The 16,503-nt window shown below is 50.7% G+C and carries 8 protein-coding genes; 4 read left to right on the top strand and 4 right to left on the bottom strand.

What is annotated here, in order from left to right:
- Together ubiG and MEALZ_RS07310 are read right to left on the bottom strand one after the other, a co-directional pair.
- Nucleotides 1-708 (bottom strand): bifunctional 2-polyprenyl-6-hydroxyphenol methylase/3-demethylubiquinol 3-O-methyltransferase UbiG, encoded by a 708-nt coding sequence (ubiG, locus tag MEALZ_RS07305; protein WP_014147978.1) that lies wholly within the window; start codon nucleotides 706-708, stop codon nucleotides 1-3.
- Between the two features lie 80 nt (nucleotides 709-788).
- A complete protein-coding gene (locus MEALZ_RS07310) occupies nucleotides 789-2,099 on the bottom strand; it encodes a TRZ/ATZ family hydrolase (protein ID WP_014147979.1) in 1,311 nt (436 codons plus the stop codon).
- Between the two features lie 107 nt (nucleotides 2,100-2,206).
- On the opposite strand from MEALZ_RS07310, the gene mtnA reads away from it, so the two are divergent.
- The 4 genes from mtnA to MEALZ_RS07335 all read left to right on the top strand — a co-directional run bounded on the left by mtnA (nucleotide 2,207) and on the right by MEALZ_RS07335 (nucleotide 11,399).
- Complete coding sequence (gene mtnA / locus MEALZ_RS07315; protein ID WP_014147980.1) at nucleotides 2,207-3,241, top strand: S-methyl-5-thioribose-1-phosphate isomerase; 1,035 nt, start codon at nucleotides 2,207-2,209, stop codon at nucleotides 3,239-3,241.
- Nucleotides 3,238-3,969, top strand: coding sequence for a sulfate transporter CysZ (gene cysZ, locus MEALZ_RS07320; RefSeq protein ID WP_014147981.1), 732 nt, complete (start codon nucleotides 3,238-3,240; stop codon nucleotides 3,967-3,969). The genes mtnA and cysZ overlap by 4 nt, the downstream gene beginning before the upstream one ends.
- A 624-nt stretch (nucleotides 3,970-4,593) precedes the next feature.
- Nucleotides 4,594-8,874, top strand: a complete 4,281-nt coding sequence (locus MEALZ_RS20950) for a PhnD/SsuA/transferrin family substrate-binding protein (protein ID WP_014147982.1) — start codon at nucleotides 4,594-4,596, stop codon at nucleotides 8,872-8,874.
- 341 nt (nucleotides 8,875-9,215) lie between these two features.
- Entirely contained in the window at nucleotides 9,216-11,399 is a 2,184-nt protein-coding gene (locus MEALZ_RS07335) for an alpha-amylase family glycosyl hydrolase (protein WP_014147983.1), read from the top strand.
- A 1,912-nt stretch (nucleotides 11,400-13,311) separates the two neighbouring features.
- On the opposite strand, the gene leuB is transcribed toward MEALZ_RS07335, so the two are convergent.
- A complete protein-coding gene (gene leuB, locus MEALZ_RS07340) occupies nucleotides 13,312-14,418 on the bottom strand; it encodes a 3-isopropylmalate dehydrogenase (RefSeq protein WP_014147984.1) in 1,107 nt (368 codons plus the stop codon).
- 89 nt (nucleotides 14,419-14,507) lie between these two features.
- Nucleotides 14,508-16,052, bottom strand: coding sequence for an alpha-isopropylmalate synthase regulatory domain-containing protein (locus MEALZ_RS07345; protein ID WP_014147985.1), 1,545 nt, complete (start codon nucleotides 16,050-16,052; stop codon nucleotides 14,508-14,510).
- Nucleotides 16,053-16,503 lie beyond the last annotated feature (451 nt).

Genomic DNA, 16,503 nt, shown 5'->3' on the forward strand with positions numbered 1-16,503 from the left:
TCAGTCGACTCGTTTGAAAGCGGCAAGATAATTAACGTCGATGTCTTTGCCGAGACTGAAACGCTTGGTTAACGGATTGTATTCGATGCCTGCCATGCTTTGTAGCTCAAGCCCGGTTTCGCGTGCCCAGCGGCTCAACTCCGAAGGTTTAATAAAGGTTTTGAAATCGTGCGTTCCTTTAGGTAGCATTCTCAATACATACTCCGCTGCAACGATGGCCAATAAATAGGCTTTCGGCTTACGGTTTAGCGTCGAGAAAAACACCGTGCCGCCGGGCTTAACCAGCTTCGCGCAGGCTCTGACGATAGATGCCGGGTCGGGTACGTGTTCGAGCATTTCCATGCAAGTGACATGGTCGAAACCTTCGGGTTGTTCATCGGCCAAGGCTTCGGCGCTAATTTTGCGGTAATGCGCGTTGATGCCGGATTCCAGTCCGTGTAGATCGGCGATATCGATCAATTCCTCGCTCAAGTCGATGCCGAGCATATCTGCGCCGTTTTTGGCCAGTCCTTCGGAAAGAATGCCGCCGCCGCAACCGACATCCACGATACGCTTGCCGTTAATCTCAGCATGCTCTTGAATGAAACGGATTCGCAGCGGGTTGATGTCGTGGAGAGTTTTGAACTCGCCGCTAGTATCCCACCAGCGTTCCGCAAGCGAGCCGAATTTATTGATTTCGTGAAGATGTACGTTGTCTGTAACTGTCATGATAGTGAACCGTTTAGGTTGAATAATTGTATACTATATTACTAGGTTATTGCTAGCGGCGGATTTAACGGCAGTATGAATTACCGAGACAAGCGCTGCCGCCATAGGTCGATCTTGAGTGTTAAATCGGCCAGGTCAAGTGTTGTCAGGCGCCGTTGTTTCAATAAGCGTTTGCCGGACACCCAAACGTCGGTAACGTTGTGTCTGCTTGCCGCGTAGACGATTTGCGAGACCGGGCAATATATGGGCTGGGTTTCGATGCCGCTCAAATCGATCGCTACGATATCGGCCGACTTGCCGATAGCCAACGATCCGATTTCGTTGTCGAGGCCCAAGGCTTTGGCGCCGTTGATTGTTGCCATTTTAAGCGCGGTCATGGCCGGTATCGCTGATGCGTCGTTCGCGACGGCTTTCCCTAGCAGTGCGGCGCTCCGCATTTCGCCGAACATATCCAGGTCGTTATTGCTGGCGGCCCCGTCTGTACCCAGAGCGACATTGATACCTGCATCGAGGCATTTCGCGACCGAACAAAAGCCGCTGGCCAGTTTTAAGTTGGATTCCGGACAATGGACGATATGGGCTCCGGAGCTGGCGAACAATTCGATTTCGTCGTCGAGCAATTGAGTCATGTGCACAGCGACGAAAGAGGGGTTAATCAGGCCGAATTCATTGAGTCTTGTTATCGGGCGCGTACCGGATTTTTCGAATGCCTCATCGACTTCATGTTTCGTTTCGTGAACATGCATGTGTACCGGAACATCGAGTTCATCGGCGAAAGTTCTGACTTTCTGCAGCGGTTCGTCTGAGACCGTGTAAGGTGCATGCGGCGCAAACGGAGTTATGATCAATGGTTCGTGGCGGAGACGGTCGTGCAGTTCTAAGCCTTTTTCGATATAACGATCGGCATTTTCGGCCCAAGCGGACGGAAAGTCGATGAGAATCATGCCTATCCCGGCGCGTATGCCATGATGTATAGCCTGTTGCGCGGTGATTTCCGGAAAAAAATACATATCGTTAAAACAGGTCGTACCGCCGCGTATCATTTCTGCGATCGCCAGATCGGTTCCGTCCCGGACGAAAGCTTCGCCGACCCATTGGTGTTCGAGCGGCCAGATATGATTTTGCAGCCAGTCCATTAAATGTAAATCGTCGGCAATGCCGCGCAATAGCGTCATCGCGGCATGAGTATGGCAGTTGATTAGGCCGGGAATAAGGGCGTGTCGGTCGAGATTCTCCACCGAATCGGCTTGGTATTTTTGCGAGGCTTCCGTTGTCGGCAATAGGTCGACGATTCGACCTTTGTCGATAATCAACGTATGGTGCTCGTAGGTTACGGATTCGGGCTCAACAGGTATAATCCAGCGGGCATTGATAGCAATATCGACTTTCATGAACGGTTTCCAATTTAAATGAATAGCCTGCGTGCAATGTGTGTCGATAGAATGCATCGCAAGATAAAACCGAATTATAACTTTTTTTCCTACCTATTCGATAAACAATGACTGAACCCAAACAATTAGCGGTACAAGCCCTGCAATGGACAGGCGATTCGTTAAAAGTCCTGGATCAAAGGCTGCTTCCCGAAACTATCGCTTATGAAGACTACCGCGATGCGCAGGGCGTCGCTGAAGCGATAAAAACGATGCGTGTGCGCGGTGCGCCCGCGATCGGTATTGCGGCGGCCTACGGTGTGGCGTTATCGGTGAAGCTGCATTGCTATGATCGTTCGGTAAATTGGTCTGACCAGGTGTTTGCCGATATCGAACGGCTGGCGGCATCGCGCCCGACCGCAGTCAATTTATTTTGGGCCTTGGACCGGATGAAAGCTCTTTTAAATTCCCAGCCGGAAGATCCGGTGGCGGCAACACAAGCCTTGGCCGTAGAAATTCATCAGGACGATATTGCCGCGAATCATCGAATAGGCGAGTTAGGCGCCGACATTATCGGTGGGGCTAAAGGCGTTTTGACGCATTGTAACGCCGGCGCCTTGGCGACAGGCGGTTACGGTACCGCGCTCGGCGTGATTCGAAGCGCCTGCCGGCGAGGCTTAAATAAAGTTTTTGCAGGAGAAACCCGCCCTTGGTTACAAGGCGCCCGACTGACCGTTTGGGAATTGGCTCAAGACGGTATTGCGGCGACCTTGATAGCCGATTCAGCGGCCGCCTGGTTGATGAAGTCGGGTGCGGTCGATTGGATCGTCGTCGGTGCCGATCGGATTGCGGCGAACGGCGATACCGCAAACAAAATCGGCACTTATTCGCTTGCGGTACTGGCCAAACAGCATGGCGTCAAGGTAATGGTAGCGGCTCCGTTATCGACGATCGATTGGAATCTTGCCGATGGTAGCGGTATTGAAATCGAACAGCGCGAACCTAATGAACTGTTACCGGATAGTTATAATCAGGAATCCTTGGTCAGCGCTTGGAATCCGGTTTTTGATGTGACGCCGGTCGAATTAATTGCGGCGATCGTGACCGAACGCGGCGTGGTAGTGAATCCATCAGAAAATGGCATGGGGAGTCTTAAATCATGAAATTTTCCAAAAGGGGCAATAATCCGGCTTGGGCAGTGAGTTGTTTTTTTCGCGGCCTGCGTTGGGCGTTTAAGCCGGAATTGCGCAAATTCATCGTGATTCCGGTTTTGATTAATCTCGTGCTCTATAGCGCGGTGTTGGTACTCGGGTATTATTATGTTGCCGACCTCATAGCGCATTTTATGCCGGACTGGTTGTCATGGTTAAGCTGGGTTTTATGGCCGCTGTTTTTTCTCAGTTTTTTTATCGCCGGATTTTTCACGTTTACCATTTTGGCGAATTTGATTGCGGCGCCGTTTTACGGCGCATTGTCGGCAAAATCGGCAGAACTCATTACGGGCCGAAAGCTTGAGATTGGCGAGCACTCCGTCAACAAAATCATACTGGCCGAATTCAAACGTTTCGGTTATTTGGGTAGCAGGGCATTGCCGTTGTTAATTGTGTCGATCATTCCCGGCATCAATATCGCGGCGCCTTTTTTATGGGGTTTGTTCGGTGCCTGGGGTGCGGCATTGGAATACATGGCTTATCCATTGGAAAATGCCGGTTTGTTATTTTCCGAGCAACGTAAAATACTCAAAAGCATTCGTCTCGGTTCGATGAGCTTCGGCGGCGTCACGATGGTAGGATTAACCTTACCGATAGTAAATATCATCGTCGCGCCGGCCGCCGTGATTGGAGCGACTATTTATGTGTTGCAGGCTGGGGAAGGCGAGACTATGACATGAAGCAAGGATTAGTGCTACGGATAGCTCAATGTTCCGGTATTGCGAGACAGAACGCGGTGCGATAAACGTTAACGTGATTACTTACTCCCTTTATCCTAGAAAAAGCATTTCACTATGAAGATCATGAAGAATGAAATTTTAATTCAATAACTTGTTACGTTTTCGTATAAAACTTTCGCTCATCCGATAGGTTAGCAGGGATACTCAGGCAAGCTCTTGAGTTATACCGTAGATCGAAATTCGACACCGGCGGTCCTTGCTAGATGCATTTCATACCTTTTATTCGGCTTCCCACTTAAGGCGGGACAAAAGCGCTAAGAATTAACCGTTCGCCCTGAGTTCTTCGGCTGCGCTCAGGAGAGCCCTATCGAAGGGTGGATGGTTAATCCGCCCATGGTTCGACAGACTCACTACGAACGAATTAACCTTAAACTGTCCCGCGTTAAGTGAGTAGCCTTTTATGCTTAGGCGGTTTTTCGATCAAAAGGGAGTATGCTGTTAGGTCGAACCGTTGTTTAAGGTTTATCTGCTATGATGCTCAATGAAATTAAGCCGTTCCGGTGGTGGCTTCGTATGTCATTCTTAAAAGCCCAAGAATAATCTTCCTCTATTAAATTGTTCGATATGCTTCTGCTGCGCTTAATTATCTTGTTTTTATTGTCGATGTTGCTCTTGAGACCGGCGTCTGTTGTCGCGGACGATACGGTACGTATCGGCGTATTGGCGAATCGGGGCAAGGACCGCGCTTTGGTCGAATGGTTGCCGACGGCCGAGTATTTGGCGAATGAAATATCCAGTCGAAACTTTTCCATCGTTCCGTTAGATTTTAACGAAATCGATAAAGCTGTCGCTTCGGGCGCAGTCGATTTTTTTGTCGCGAACTCGGGAATCTATGTCGATTTCGAGGCGCGTTATGGCGCGGGGCGTATCGCTACAATGCGTAAGCGTAATGGTGGGCGCGGCAATACATTTTTTAGCGGCGTGATATTCGCGCGCGCGGACCGGGATGACATAAATACAATCGCCGACTTGAAAGGCAAGCGTTTCGCAGCAGTGAGCGAATCGTCATTAGGCGGATATCTGGCGGCCTGGCGTGAAATGCAGGCTCAGGGCGTGATGCCGGAGAAGCATACTCGGTTAAGTTTTCTTAATACCCATGATGCGACCGTTCGAGCGGTTTTAGATGGAGTTGTCGATGCCGGGACCGCGCGTAGCGATACTTTGGAGCAAATGCATAAAGAAGGTGAGATCGATCTGAATGAACTGAAAATCATCAACCCAATACAGCATGAAAATTTCAGTTATTTAAGCAGCACTCGCCTTTATCCCGAATGGCCATTCGCCAAACTCTCCGATACACCCGAGTCTTTGAGTCTCGAAGTTGCCTCGGCGTTAATGTTGATGTCAAACGATAGTTCTGCAGCTCAAGCAGCGGGAATTACCGGTTGGACTGTAGCTTATAACTACCGCCCGGTGCATGACTTATTGCGTGAGCTTCGTTTGAGCCCATATGAAGGTGTTGGCCGGATCGGTTTTGAGGATTTTCTGCGTCATTATTGGCATTGGTTGTTATTGTCGATACTGACGCCGTTGGTATTAAGCCTCGTTGTTGTTTATTTCATACGTCTGAATGGCCGCCTGCGCAAAACTGAAATCGAATTGATCGACGCGCGCGATTATTTAGCGGATAGAGTTAGGGAAAGAACCGCCGAATTGGAAGAAAGTCGGCGACGATTGGAGCGCATTAGCAAAGATTGGAACGATGCTTTCGATGCGATTGGCGATCCTATCTTCATTCACGATGCCGCGATGCGCATCGTTAGAGCCAACCCCGCTTATTGCGATCGTGCGGGAATGACACTGGATCAAGTCATTGGGCGCATGTATTTCGAATTATTCCCGAAACTGAATGAACCGATGCCCGCATGCCGTAATTTTCCGGAAGACAGTTTTGCAAAAGCAAACGAATTACAACTACCTAATGGAGATATATTCGTTTCGCGCTCCTTCGGGATTATGCATGCGGATAGAAGCGTCAAGAGTGCGATTCATATTTTGGAAGACGTAACCGAGTTGCGCAAGACAGAGGCGCGTCGAAGAATATTGAACCGAGCCCTAGAGCAGGCTGGCGAAGGTATTATGATATTGGATTGCGAGCGCCGGGTGATTTTTTGCAACCCGAGTTTGAGGGCTCTTCTAGGCTGCGATTCGCACGAACCCGAGTGCAACAAGCGCTTGTTTAATAAGGGAGACTGTTTATTGGTCACGGCCTATTTCATGTCGCAGTTGCAAGCGCTATTCGATAAAGCCGAGCGAGACGGCGAAGATTTTTCGGCCGAAATGGAATTGAATGTGCCGAACGGTCTTGGGTTGCCGGTTTTTATAACGGTTGCGGGAATTGTAAACGATAACGATGAGCGAGAAGGTTTTGTCTTGACCGTTCTGGACCTTAGCGAAGTCAAGCAGGCCGAACAGGCACTGACCTATCGTATCGGTTTAGAAGCCTTGATTGCCGAAATCGCTTCGAACTTGAGTAACGCTAGACCGGAACAAGTCAATGAAGTGGTTTTGAAAACCCTCACGCAATTAGGCCGGTTTTTAGACGTCGATCGGGTGTATATTTTCGATTACGACGATACCGAAGATATTTTTGGGCATACTCACGAGTGGTGTGCGGAAGGCATCGAGCCGCAAATCGATTCGCTAAGCAAATTTACGGTCGAATCCTTTCCGTGGTTGTTCGGAGAGCTGATGAGCGGAAGGAGCGTAAAGATAGAAGATGTTAATCGCTTGCCTTCCGTCGCTATCCTCGAGCGCGAGGAGTTCAAGCGGGAGAATATACTTTCGCTACTTTCTGCACCATTTAATTACGGCGGCGTTTTCTCGGGGTTTATCGGCATCGATTCCGTCAAGCGTCTTCGTCGTTGGAACGAAGAAGAAGAGCGTCTACTGCAAACGGTTGGCGAGATGATTGTCAACACCCTCCGCCGCATCAAGACGATGATTCATTTGCAGATCAGTGAAACGAACTTGGCCGCGGCTCAACACATCGCTCATCTAGGCAGTTGGGAATGGAATATTGTCACCGACGAGTTGTCGTGGTCCGACGAAGTGTACCGCATGTTCGGTTTCAAGCCGCAACAATTCGTTGCGACCTATCGAAGGTTTCTTGAGTCGATATCGCCGAAGGATCGCGACTTTGTGGCCGATGCCGTGCAAAATGCCTTCTCGCGAGGCGATGAGTATGAGCTCGATCACCGTATTCGACGTGCTGATGGTGTCGAGCGAGTGCTTCACGAAATCGGAGAAGTGATTGTCAACGATGCGGGAGAACCGATCCGTATGATCGGCACGGTACAGGATGTTACCGAGTTGCGTCAGGCCGAGAGTGAAATGCGTAGGCTCAACCGGGCATTGCGCACGCTGAGCCTGTGCAATACCACGCTTGTCCATGCGCAACAAGAACAAACTTTGATGAACGATATATGCCGTATCTTGATCGACAGCGGCGGTTACCGTTTTGCATGGGTCGGCTATGCGGAACACGACGATCGAAAAACGATTCGTCCGATGGCTTTTGCCGGGGGCGATATCGACTTGATTACCTCGGCCGAGCTGTCTTGGGCCGATGATGCAAGCGGACGTAATCCGGCCGCCTACGCCATTCGCAACAAGGAAACGTTTATTCTGAAAGATATCGTCAATAATGCTCATGATTTTGCCCCTGCATGGCGAGAAGCCGCGTTGGCACAAGGTTATGCGTCAGTGGTCGCGCTACCGTTGATTTCGGATGACGAAACCTTAGGTGCGATCACGCTCGATTCTGCTGAGCCGGATGCCTTCGATCAAGCCGAGTTGAGATTGCTCGAAGAAATGGCTGGCGACTTGGCGTTCGGTATCCGAGCATTGCGTATTCGACAAGAGCGCGAGCACACCGAGTCGGTATTGAAAGTCGCCGAGAATCGATACGAGGAATTATACGAAAACGCGCCTAATGCTTATGTATCTGTTGCACCCAAAAACGGAGTTTTGTTGCAGTTCAATCAGTCGTTATGCGAGATGTTGGGATATGACAGGGCTATTTTGGAAACGAACACGATTTTCGATCTGTTCGGGGAAACGGAAGTCGGGAAATTATTCGCCGGCGAGCAAAGCATTCGCGATATCGAGCTCAATATGCGCCGTGCCGATGGGCGCGGGCTGTGGGTTAGTCTTAGCATCGATCCAATAAAAGACGAAACAGGCTGCGTTGCCGAATACCGGGCCAGTATCATCGATATTTCGGTGCGCAAACATGCCGAGGAAGAACAGCAGCGTTTTGCCGAGAAATTGCAAGGCTCATTGATACAAACCATTCGCGCGATAGCCATGACGATTGAAAAGCGCGATCCGTATACCGCCGGGCACCAAGAGCGAGTTGCCGAGTTGGCCGTGCAAATCGGCAGGCGTATGGGTTTCGATGCTTATCGCTTGGAAGGATTGCGGTTAGGTGCGACGATACACGATATCGGTAAGATCGCCGTACCGATCGAAATACTCAATCGACCCGGTAAGCTAGAACCGATGTTGTTTACTATCATTAAAAGCCATCCGTCGATCGGTTATGAAATTGTCAAAGGCATCGAATTTCCATGGCCGATAGCCGAGATGGTTGTTCAACATCATGAACGTTTGGATGGCAGCGGTTATCCTCATGGACTCAAGGGCGATGAGATTTCTTTGGAATCGCGCATTCTCGCTGTCGCCGATGTTGTTGAAGCGATGGCCTCGCACCGTCCCTATCGGGCGGCTTTAGGAGTGCAAGCGGCTTTGAACGAGATTGAGCGAGGCAAGGGTTCTATCTATGATGCGAGTGTCGTAGAATTTTGCCATGAGGTCTTTGAGGACGGCGGAATGCCCTGGTGATGCTTCTTATACTCATCGTAGATCAAAATTCGGCACCAGGTGCCCGTCAAAGGACGTCGTGAACCCAGCGCCTAAATTATCCAAGATAGTTAATCATAGCCCTATGATCTCTCATCTTTCGCTAGGCGAGGGGCTGTCAAAGCTTTTGCCGAAACTCCCTGCACCTCCATAATCCAATATTGGAATTTGATGAAGCAATAAGTATATTCTTGATTAACCTCAGGCGCTTGACAAGAGTGTGCTCAATTGCCATTATCCCCGGCGCAGAGTGCTAGTTTACTGTTTCAAGGCTCGCATCCTGTCTTAAAATCCTTCCTATTCACCATTTGCTCCAAAATCACATGTCCGAGCTCGTCATACGTTTCCTCAAACCCGCCGATTGGGCGGATTCCGTTCATATCCATTACTGGAATACCTATCCGAGCGGCGATAGCACAGATTGGCCGGGCGAGCCGGTAACGGCCGATGGCGACGGCTGGTTTGTTTACCGCTTCAACGACGCGAAGTCCGCCAGCGTGGTCTTCAGCGATGGCAATGGTTCGCAGACTGAGGATTTGCACTGCGCCTGCAGCGGCTATTACGCGAACGGGCATTGGTATGAATGCGAAGAGAACGTCGATCCGCGAGTGGCCGCCTTTAGCGGGATTTCAGCCGCGACACGGTCGAGCTCAAACGCTTCGGCGAAGCCTTTACATGTTCCGGTCGATCCGAACGGGCCATTGGGCGATTTTCGTGAGGAAACGATCTATTTCTTGCTGACCGCTCGTTTCAATGAAGGCGACCCGAGCATCAGTTTTTTCTGCCGCGACCGCATCAAGTTCAATCCTGAAACCGGAGAACCGGAAGACCCGCATTGGCGCGGCGATTTCAAAGGTTTGATCGAACGTCTCGACTACCTCCGCGATCTCGGCTTCACAGCGATCTGGATCACGCCGCCGGTCGAGAACCGTAGCGGTTTGGATTATCACGGTTATCACGCCTACGATTGGACCCGTATCGATCCACGCCTAGAATCGCCCGATGCTACCTATCAGGATTTGATCGACGAAGCCCATAAACGCGGCATCAAAATCATTCAGGATGTCGTCGTCAATCATTCCTGCCAGTACGGTATTCGCGGCAAGGTGCACATCGATCATCTGCCGATCAAATATTATGTACCGCAAGGTTCGGAGCAAGGTCGGGTCGACCACGGGCCGTATCAAGGCCATCTTGGCAATTACACTTGGCCGAACCGCGACGACATCGACAACCCGTTGGCTCCTGACTGGTATCGTGAAAGGCATCATAGCGATCCCGAAGGCAAGTTGCCGCTGCAAGATCCCAAGACCGGCGAAACGATTCCGAAACCCGGTTACGATCCCGGCCGTTTTTTCGGCATCGACGCGCAAGCTCTCGATCCCGAATGGTACATGCAGCACGGCTTTATCTGCGGCGGCGATTGGGAAAGCGAGGCCGTTCAGAAGAAACATATCGCCGGCGATTGCATCAACCTCGCGACCGACCGTCAAAACGTCAAGGATTATCTGATCGGCGCGGTCAACCGTTATCTCGACATGGGTGTCGACGCGCTACGCATCGACACGGTCAAGCATGTGCCGCGCGACAATCTATTGGAATACGTCAATGCCTGGAAGGCGCACAAGCCGGGGCTGTTCGTGTTCGGGGAAAATTTGGTCAAGGGCTACGGTTGGGGCGATCTCGGCGGCGGCGACAACGGGCCTTCGTTTATTCGTCCGTGGTGGTATACACGCTTGGGTCACGATCCGCGTAATCCGCATTCCGGCGGCGATTCCGGTTTTCCGCAACTCGATTTCGGATTGTTCTCGACCTTTCGCGATAATCTGAGTCGGGGCAGCTTCGAAGGTGTGGCTAGGGTGCTGGAAATGGATTGGATCTACGGCAATGCCTCGACGCTGGTGACCTTTCTACAGAATCACGATGTCGGGCCTGACAACGACTTTCGTTTCCGCTTTAAAGGCGAGCAGTGGATGGCGGCGGCCGCTTATAATTTGTTGTGGACCGTGCGCGGCATTCCTTGCTTGTACTACGGCGAGGAAATCGAGTTCATGAAAGGTGCGCCGCAGGATGTTATCGGTAACGACGACACGCTCGATCAAACCGGTAGGGCCTATTTCGGCGATCATCTGACCGACGAGAACATTGGTACGACCCAAAGCCATCCGCTATATCAACACATCAAGCGCTTGAATCAGATCCGGCGAGCGATACCCGCATTGCAAAAGGGCGAAATGAGCCAAATCCATGAGTGGGGAAGCGGCATGCGATTCGTACGCGATTTTCAAGATGGAGCGAGCTATGCCGTGGTCGGCCTGTCAATCGGAAGTGATCAGGACATTGCGGTTGAAAATATCCGTAACGGCGTTTATCGCGACGCAATCACCGGGAAGGAAATGTCGGTCGGTAACGGCTGTCTGGGTTTTCATGTGCCAGCCAATTCGGCAGGTATTTATGTGTTGAACGGAGCGGGGAAGATTGGTTCGGACGGGGTTTATCTTCGCTAAGTATGCACATCGCAGATCAAAATTCGGCGCAGGGGTGTCCGTCAAAGGACGCCGTAAACCCAGCACCTAAATTATCCAAGACAATTAATCCTAGCCAATGGGCTGTGGAATTTAGGTGCTGGGTGAATACATCCCTGTAGGCTCTATGCCAGCTCCATGCTGGCAAAGCCTTTGCCGCACACCCCGGCGCCTCCTCAGATACTGCCGAAATTTGAAGTGTGAAAGGTATAACTGTCTATCATTTATTTACCGAAGTTTAGCGTAACGCGCCCGAGAAAAATCGGGAGGCAGTTTTTAAACAGTTACTTAGCCAATGAGACTTCGATATCATTTGTTGGCGTTTAACGCTCACGGCCTCGAAATCGCGACGAAGGTGTCGCTCCCGCAAAAGGGTTGGGTGCTCTGTGGGAGCGATCCCCAGATCGCGATGTTGAGGCCGAGAATACCAAGTTACAATAAATGGTATCGAGGTTACAAAGACTAAAATATGCTGTTACCCAAGCTCCAGCTTGGGTAATCTGTCCAGGAAGCTCTAGCTTCCCGATAATCAAGGAACATAGAGCGAGTAAGTCGGGGTTGATTGAGAATGCGTGGAGGTTGTGTCGGTCTCAGGAAGCGGGAGCTCTCGTCTTTATACATAAGTATAAATATACCTAATTGTGCAAAAAGTAGCGACCGAGCGCTAAATTGTTGTGTTGTCCGGAAAGGCTATTGGTGTTTGAGGGTTACTGGCTTCGATAGTCGCGACGAAGGCGTCGCTCCCAGTGCGCCCAGGAGGGCACAAAATCAGCAGGGTGTAAGTCCCTGTCGGCGTAAGCCATAACGTCGTAGCTGAAAGTAACTGCGTCACCGCGAGGTGGGGTGGAGAGCAACTGGAGGCAAAAGAGCAGTCCGCAGTAAAGCGAATCCGATTCGGCGGGGTAAGGCGGCGAGTCCCCTGGGAGTCGACGAAGCCTGAAAACCATCATTTACGTTGTTGTGGCAGATAAAACGATAAATGGGCCTACCTTGTGGTTGGGAGTGGAATGTTCAGAAGGTATTGTGAAGAAACTGGGGAGACCTGTTACGGAGGTGACCGTGGCAGGAGTCAGAACCCTTATATTACCGTAAGTCGAGGAAGCTCAAGGCAAGGCGAGGATAGTGTGGCACCGCTGGGAAACCAGGCGCAAACAGAGAAAACAAACACGAGCCTAAACCGAGAGGGGAAAAGATGGTAAAAGCCGGCTAGCAAAACCGGCCATAGGAAAGAAGGGTAGGAAGGTGGAAACGAGGTAGCGTTCGGTGTCACGGCCATTAAGCCAACCTCAGGTAAAAGGCTTAAAGAGGCTCAGCCGTTGAAGGGAGCCGAAGGTAACGAATCAAACCGAGTTTGCGGGCTGACGTGGTAACGCGGAGTAATGGGGTTCACCAATTAATAACACCATTGCTCACCAGCTTGTCCCGATGAGGAAACCACCGACTGGAGAGCCGTGTGCGGGAGAACCGCATGCACGGTTCGGAGGGAGGGGAGAGAAATCTTCCCTACCCCTATCAGAGAGCTGCGGCCGCTCTGTGAGAGCGATCCTCTGATCGCGATCTCGAGGCCGAAAGTCTTAAGTCACAATAAATGGTATCGAGGTCTCATTGGTTAAGGTTGCAAAAGGGTAATTTTTGACTTATGCATAACGATGAGAGCGGGGGCTTGGGAAATAGCGAAGTGGTTTAACTTCAACTATTAACCTGAAAAGAGCAATTGAGAGCCTCAAACTCCCGTTCGCCCTGAGCCCCTTCGGCTACGCTCAGGAGAGCCCTGTCGAAGGGCGAACGGGAGTTTGAGGCTTCACCAGGCCGGTGAAAGTGTTGTAGACCCTTCATGCTTCGACTTTACTCAGCACGAACGGTCTACAACACATGCCAACTGCTCTTTCTAGGATTAAGCTTTGGGCATATTCCGCAATTTTTCCACGACTTTGTCACCAAATTGTTCGGTACTGATCATCGTCACGCCGCTGCCGGGTTTCGACAAATCGGCGGTGGAGTAACCGTCGCCGAAAACACCTTGCATCGCATCCCATACATTTTTAGCTTCAGCAGCCATATCGAAGCTGTTTTCCAGCATCATCGCGACCGAACCGATCATGGAATAAGGATTCGCGATGTTTTTACCGGCGATATCCGGTGCTGAACCGTGCGACGGTTCGTAATAGGCTTTATCGGGACCGATGCAGGCCGAAGGCATCAAGCCGAGAGATCCCAATATGCCGCCGCCTTGGTCGCTGAGAATATCGCCGAACATGTTTTCCATGACCATGACATCGAACTGGATCGGGTTCAGGCATAAGGCTGTTGCCGCCGCGTCGACCAGGAAGTTGACGACCTTGACGTCCGGATATTCCTTGGCCACTTCTTCCATGACTTCGTTCCATAACACGCTGGATTTCAGTACGTTGCTTTTGTGAATATTGTGCAGCAACTTGCGGCGTTTACTGGCCAATTTGAATGCTTCGTGCATGATACGACGAATTTGTTCCTCATCGTATTCCAGCGTTTCACGGACATAACGCAGTCCTTTGTCGTTGACACCCATTTCTTTTTCGCCGAAATACAGGCCGCCGACCAATTCGCGCACGATGATCAGATCGATCCCTTCGCCGATAATTTCAGGCTTGAGCGGTGAAAAATGCGCCAGAGATTTCGGTAGAGAAACCGGGCGGAAATTTGCGTAGGTATTGTAGCGACGGCGCATCGGCAGTAAAGCGCCGCGCTCGGGTTGTTGGTCGATGGGGATTTTTTTTGCTTCTTCATGGCTCAAGCCGATCGGGCCTTTCAGAATCGCATCGGCTTGGTCGCATATATCGATGGTCGCTTGCGGGAAGGCGTCGCCGGTTTCGAAGTAGGCGCAAGCTCCGAACGAGGCGGGCATCAATTCGAAGGTAACATCGTTACGTTCTTCGATGACTTTGAGAACCTTGAGGGCTTCGTGGGTGATTTCGGGGCCGATGCCGTCGCCGGCCAATACTGCGATTTTATAATGCTTCATTTTTTATGTTTTTAAGTGAATGGAAAAATTTAAAACTCAATACATCGTGAATTAGACTGTTGTCGAGTTTGTGTTCACGGAGTCTGCCGCTATTCAGCGGAGGATTTCATTTCATGTAATTGAATGTTGATCAGTTTAATCGTGGCCATGATTCCAGAAAATACTTGATTGACGTGGACGCCTCGAGTTTTGCGTAATTCGTTCCCGCAATTCCACGTTATTACGCATTCGGTCAATGCATTGGCGTGGCCGCCCTTCGGTATGCGGACTTCATAATCGGCTAGTTCGGGTAATCGGTAGTCGTATTTTTTGAGCACCTTGCTGATTGCGTCGATGAAGGCATCGAAGCCGCCGCTGCCGGCGCCGGTAGCTTGGTGGTTTTCGCCTTGGATTTCGACGCGAAGGCTGACCGTGGATTGGAGGTCCAAGCCGCTATTGAGCGAGCAATTCAGCAATTTAATATGTTGATAGCTCTTGCTTTCGAGAACATCGGCGATGATGAACGGTAGATCGTCGGTCGTGATGGTTTGTTTGGAGTCGCCGAGGCTAACAATGCGTGCGAGAACTTTCTTCTGGTCTTCTTCGGAAAGTTCGACTTCGAGTCGTTCGAGATTCTTTTTCAGCGAGGCCTTGCCGCTCATTTTGCCTAAGGCATAACTATGAGTTCGGGAAAAGCGTTCCGGTCCTAAGCGGGTTTTGTATAGACCGCCTTTTTGGTCGCCGTCGGCATGGATGCCCGCGGTCTGTGTAAAGACATCGGCGCCGACGATCGGCGCATTTGCGGCAACGCGCTTGCCGGAAAAATTTTCCACCATGTTGCTGATGCGTACCAAATGACTTTCGTCGATGGACAATTGCATGTTCATTTTATCGCGGAGGACCACGGCGACTTCAGCCAGGGATGCGTTGCCCGCGCGTTCGCCTAAACAATTGATGGTGCAATGTACGGCGCTGATGCCGGCCCTAACCGCAGCCATAACATTGGCAGTCGCCAAACCGTAATCGTTGTGCGGATGAAAATCGAACAATAAATCCGGGTAGCGCCCGCACATATCGTGGAAGCTGTTGAAAACTTCGTCCGGAGCCATGACGCCTAATGTGTCCGGCAGCATGAAGTGGCTGACCGGGCTATGCCGCAAGCGGTCCACGAGCCCATAGACATAATCGGGACTATCTTTGTAGCCGTTCGACCAGTCCTCCAGGTAGATGTTGATTTTCAGGCCTTGTTCGTGAGCATAGGCGATGGTTTGCAGAACTTCGGTGCTGTGTTGTTCGAGCGTCTTGCCGAGTTGTTCGCGGCAGTGTTTTTCGCTGCCTTTGGCCAGCAGGTTGATGACCGATCCGCCCGTAGATCGAATCCAATCGACACTGCGCGTATGATCGACGAAGCCTAATACTTCGACGCGGTCGGCGAAACCTTCTTGCCGGGCCCACTGATTGATTTGGCTGACGGCTTCTTTTTCACCTTCCGACACTCGAGCCGAAGCGACTTCGATTCGATCGACGCGCAAAAACTGCAACAAGGCCTTGGCAATACTGACTTTTTCGGTCGGCGTGAAGGCGACGCCTTGCGTTTGCTCGCCGTCACGCAGGGTAGTGTCCATCAACTGAATGTGTCTTGACTCTATTGACATGATTTTCGCCTGTGGTTTCGATGCGAGTTAATGTGTGGAATGATGAAGGCCAAAGCCGATGCTCTCGTTTATGCTTTTCGAAAAGCATAAGCTACACGAAACCGCCTATTTTCCCCTAAAAGCACTTCATTTTGCAATTTTGAATCGACGCATGAAATGGAGTGCAACGGAATAATCGTATTTCTTCTGGCTCCCTTTATTGTTTTTCAGATTGCAATATCCCGGCGCCTCCTAAGGCACTGCTGAAATTTGAAGTGCGAAAGGTATAAATTCGTCAGTATAACCATGAAGCACATGAAGTATTTCAATAGAATACCTAAATATTCCCTCTAATCTATTGGATAGTAATTATTCACACCCCCTATCATTCCCACGCTCCGGCGCTCATCGTTATACATAAGTCAAAAACTACCCTTTTGCAATCTTAACCAATGAGACCTCGATACCATTT

This window comes from Methylotuvimicrobium alcaliphilum 20Z, assembly GCF_000968535.2.
In the GTDB taxonomy this organism is placed as follows: Bacteria; Pseudomonadota; Gammaproteobacteria; order Methylococcales; family Methylomonadaceae; genus Methylotuvimicrobium; species Methylotuvimicrobium alcaliphilum.

What these genes read in the sequence shown, in the direction of transcription:
- ubiG (WP_014147978.1), bottom strand. Translation starts at nt 708, where the DNA reads ATGACAGTTACAGACAACGTACATCTTCACGAAATCAATAAATTCGGC.
- leuB (WP_014147984.1), bottom strand. Translation starts at nt 14,418, where the DNA reads ATGAAGCATTATAAAATCGCAGTATTGGCCGGCGACGGCATCGGCCCC.
- cysZ (WP_014147981.1), top strand. Translation starts at nt 3,238, where the DNA reads ATGAAATTTTCCAAAAGGGGCAATAATCCGGCTTGGGCAGTGAGTTGT.
- MEALZ_RS07345 (WP_014147985.1), bottom strand. Translation starts at nt 16,052, where the DNA reads ATGTCAATAGAGTCAAGACACATTCAGTTGATGGACACTACCCTGCGT.
- MEALZ_RS07335 (WP_014147983.1), top strand. Translation starts at nt 9,216, where the DNA reads ATGTCCGAGCTCGTCATACGTTTCCTCAAACCCGCCGATTGGGCGGAT.
- mtnA (WP_014147980.1), top strand. Translation starts at nt 2,207, where the DNA reads ATGACTGAACCCAAACAATTAGCGGTACAAGCCCTGCAATGGACAGGC.
- MEALZ_RS20950 (WP_014147982.1), top strand. Translation starts at nt 4,594, where the DNA reads ATGCTTCTGCTGCGCTTAATTATCTTGTTTTTATTGTCGATGTTGCTC.
- MEALZ_RS07310 (WP_014147979.1), bottom strand. Translation starts at nt 2,099, where the DNA reads ATGAAAGTCGATATTGCTATCAATGCCCGCTGGATTATACCTGTTGAG.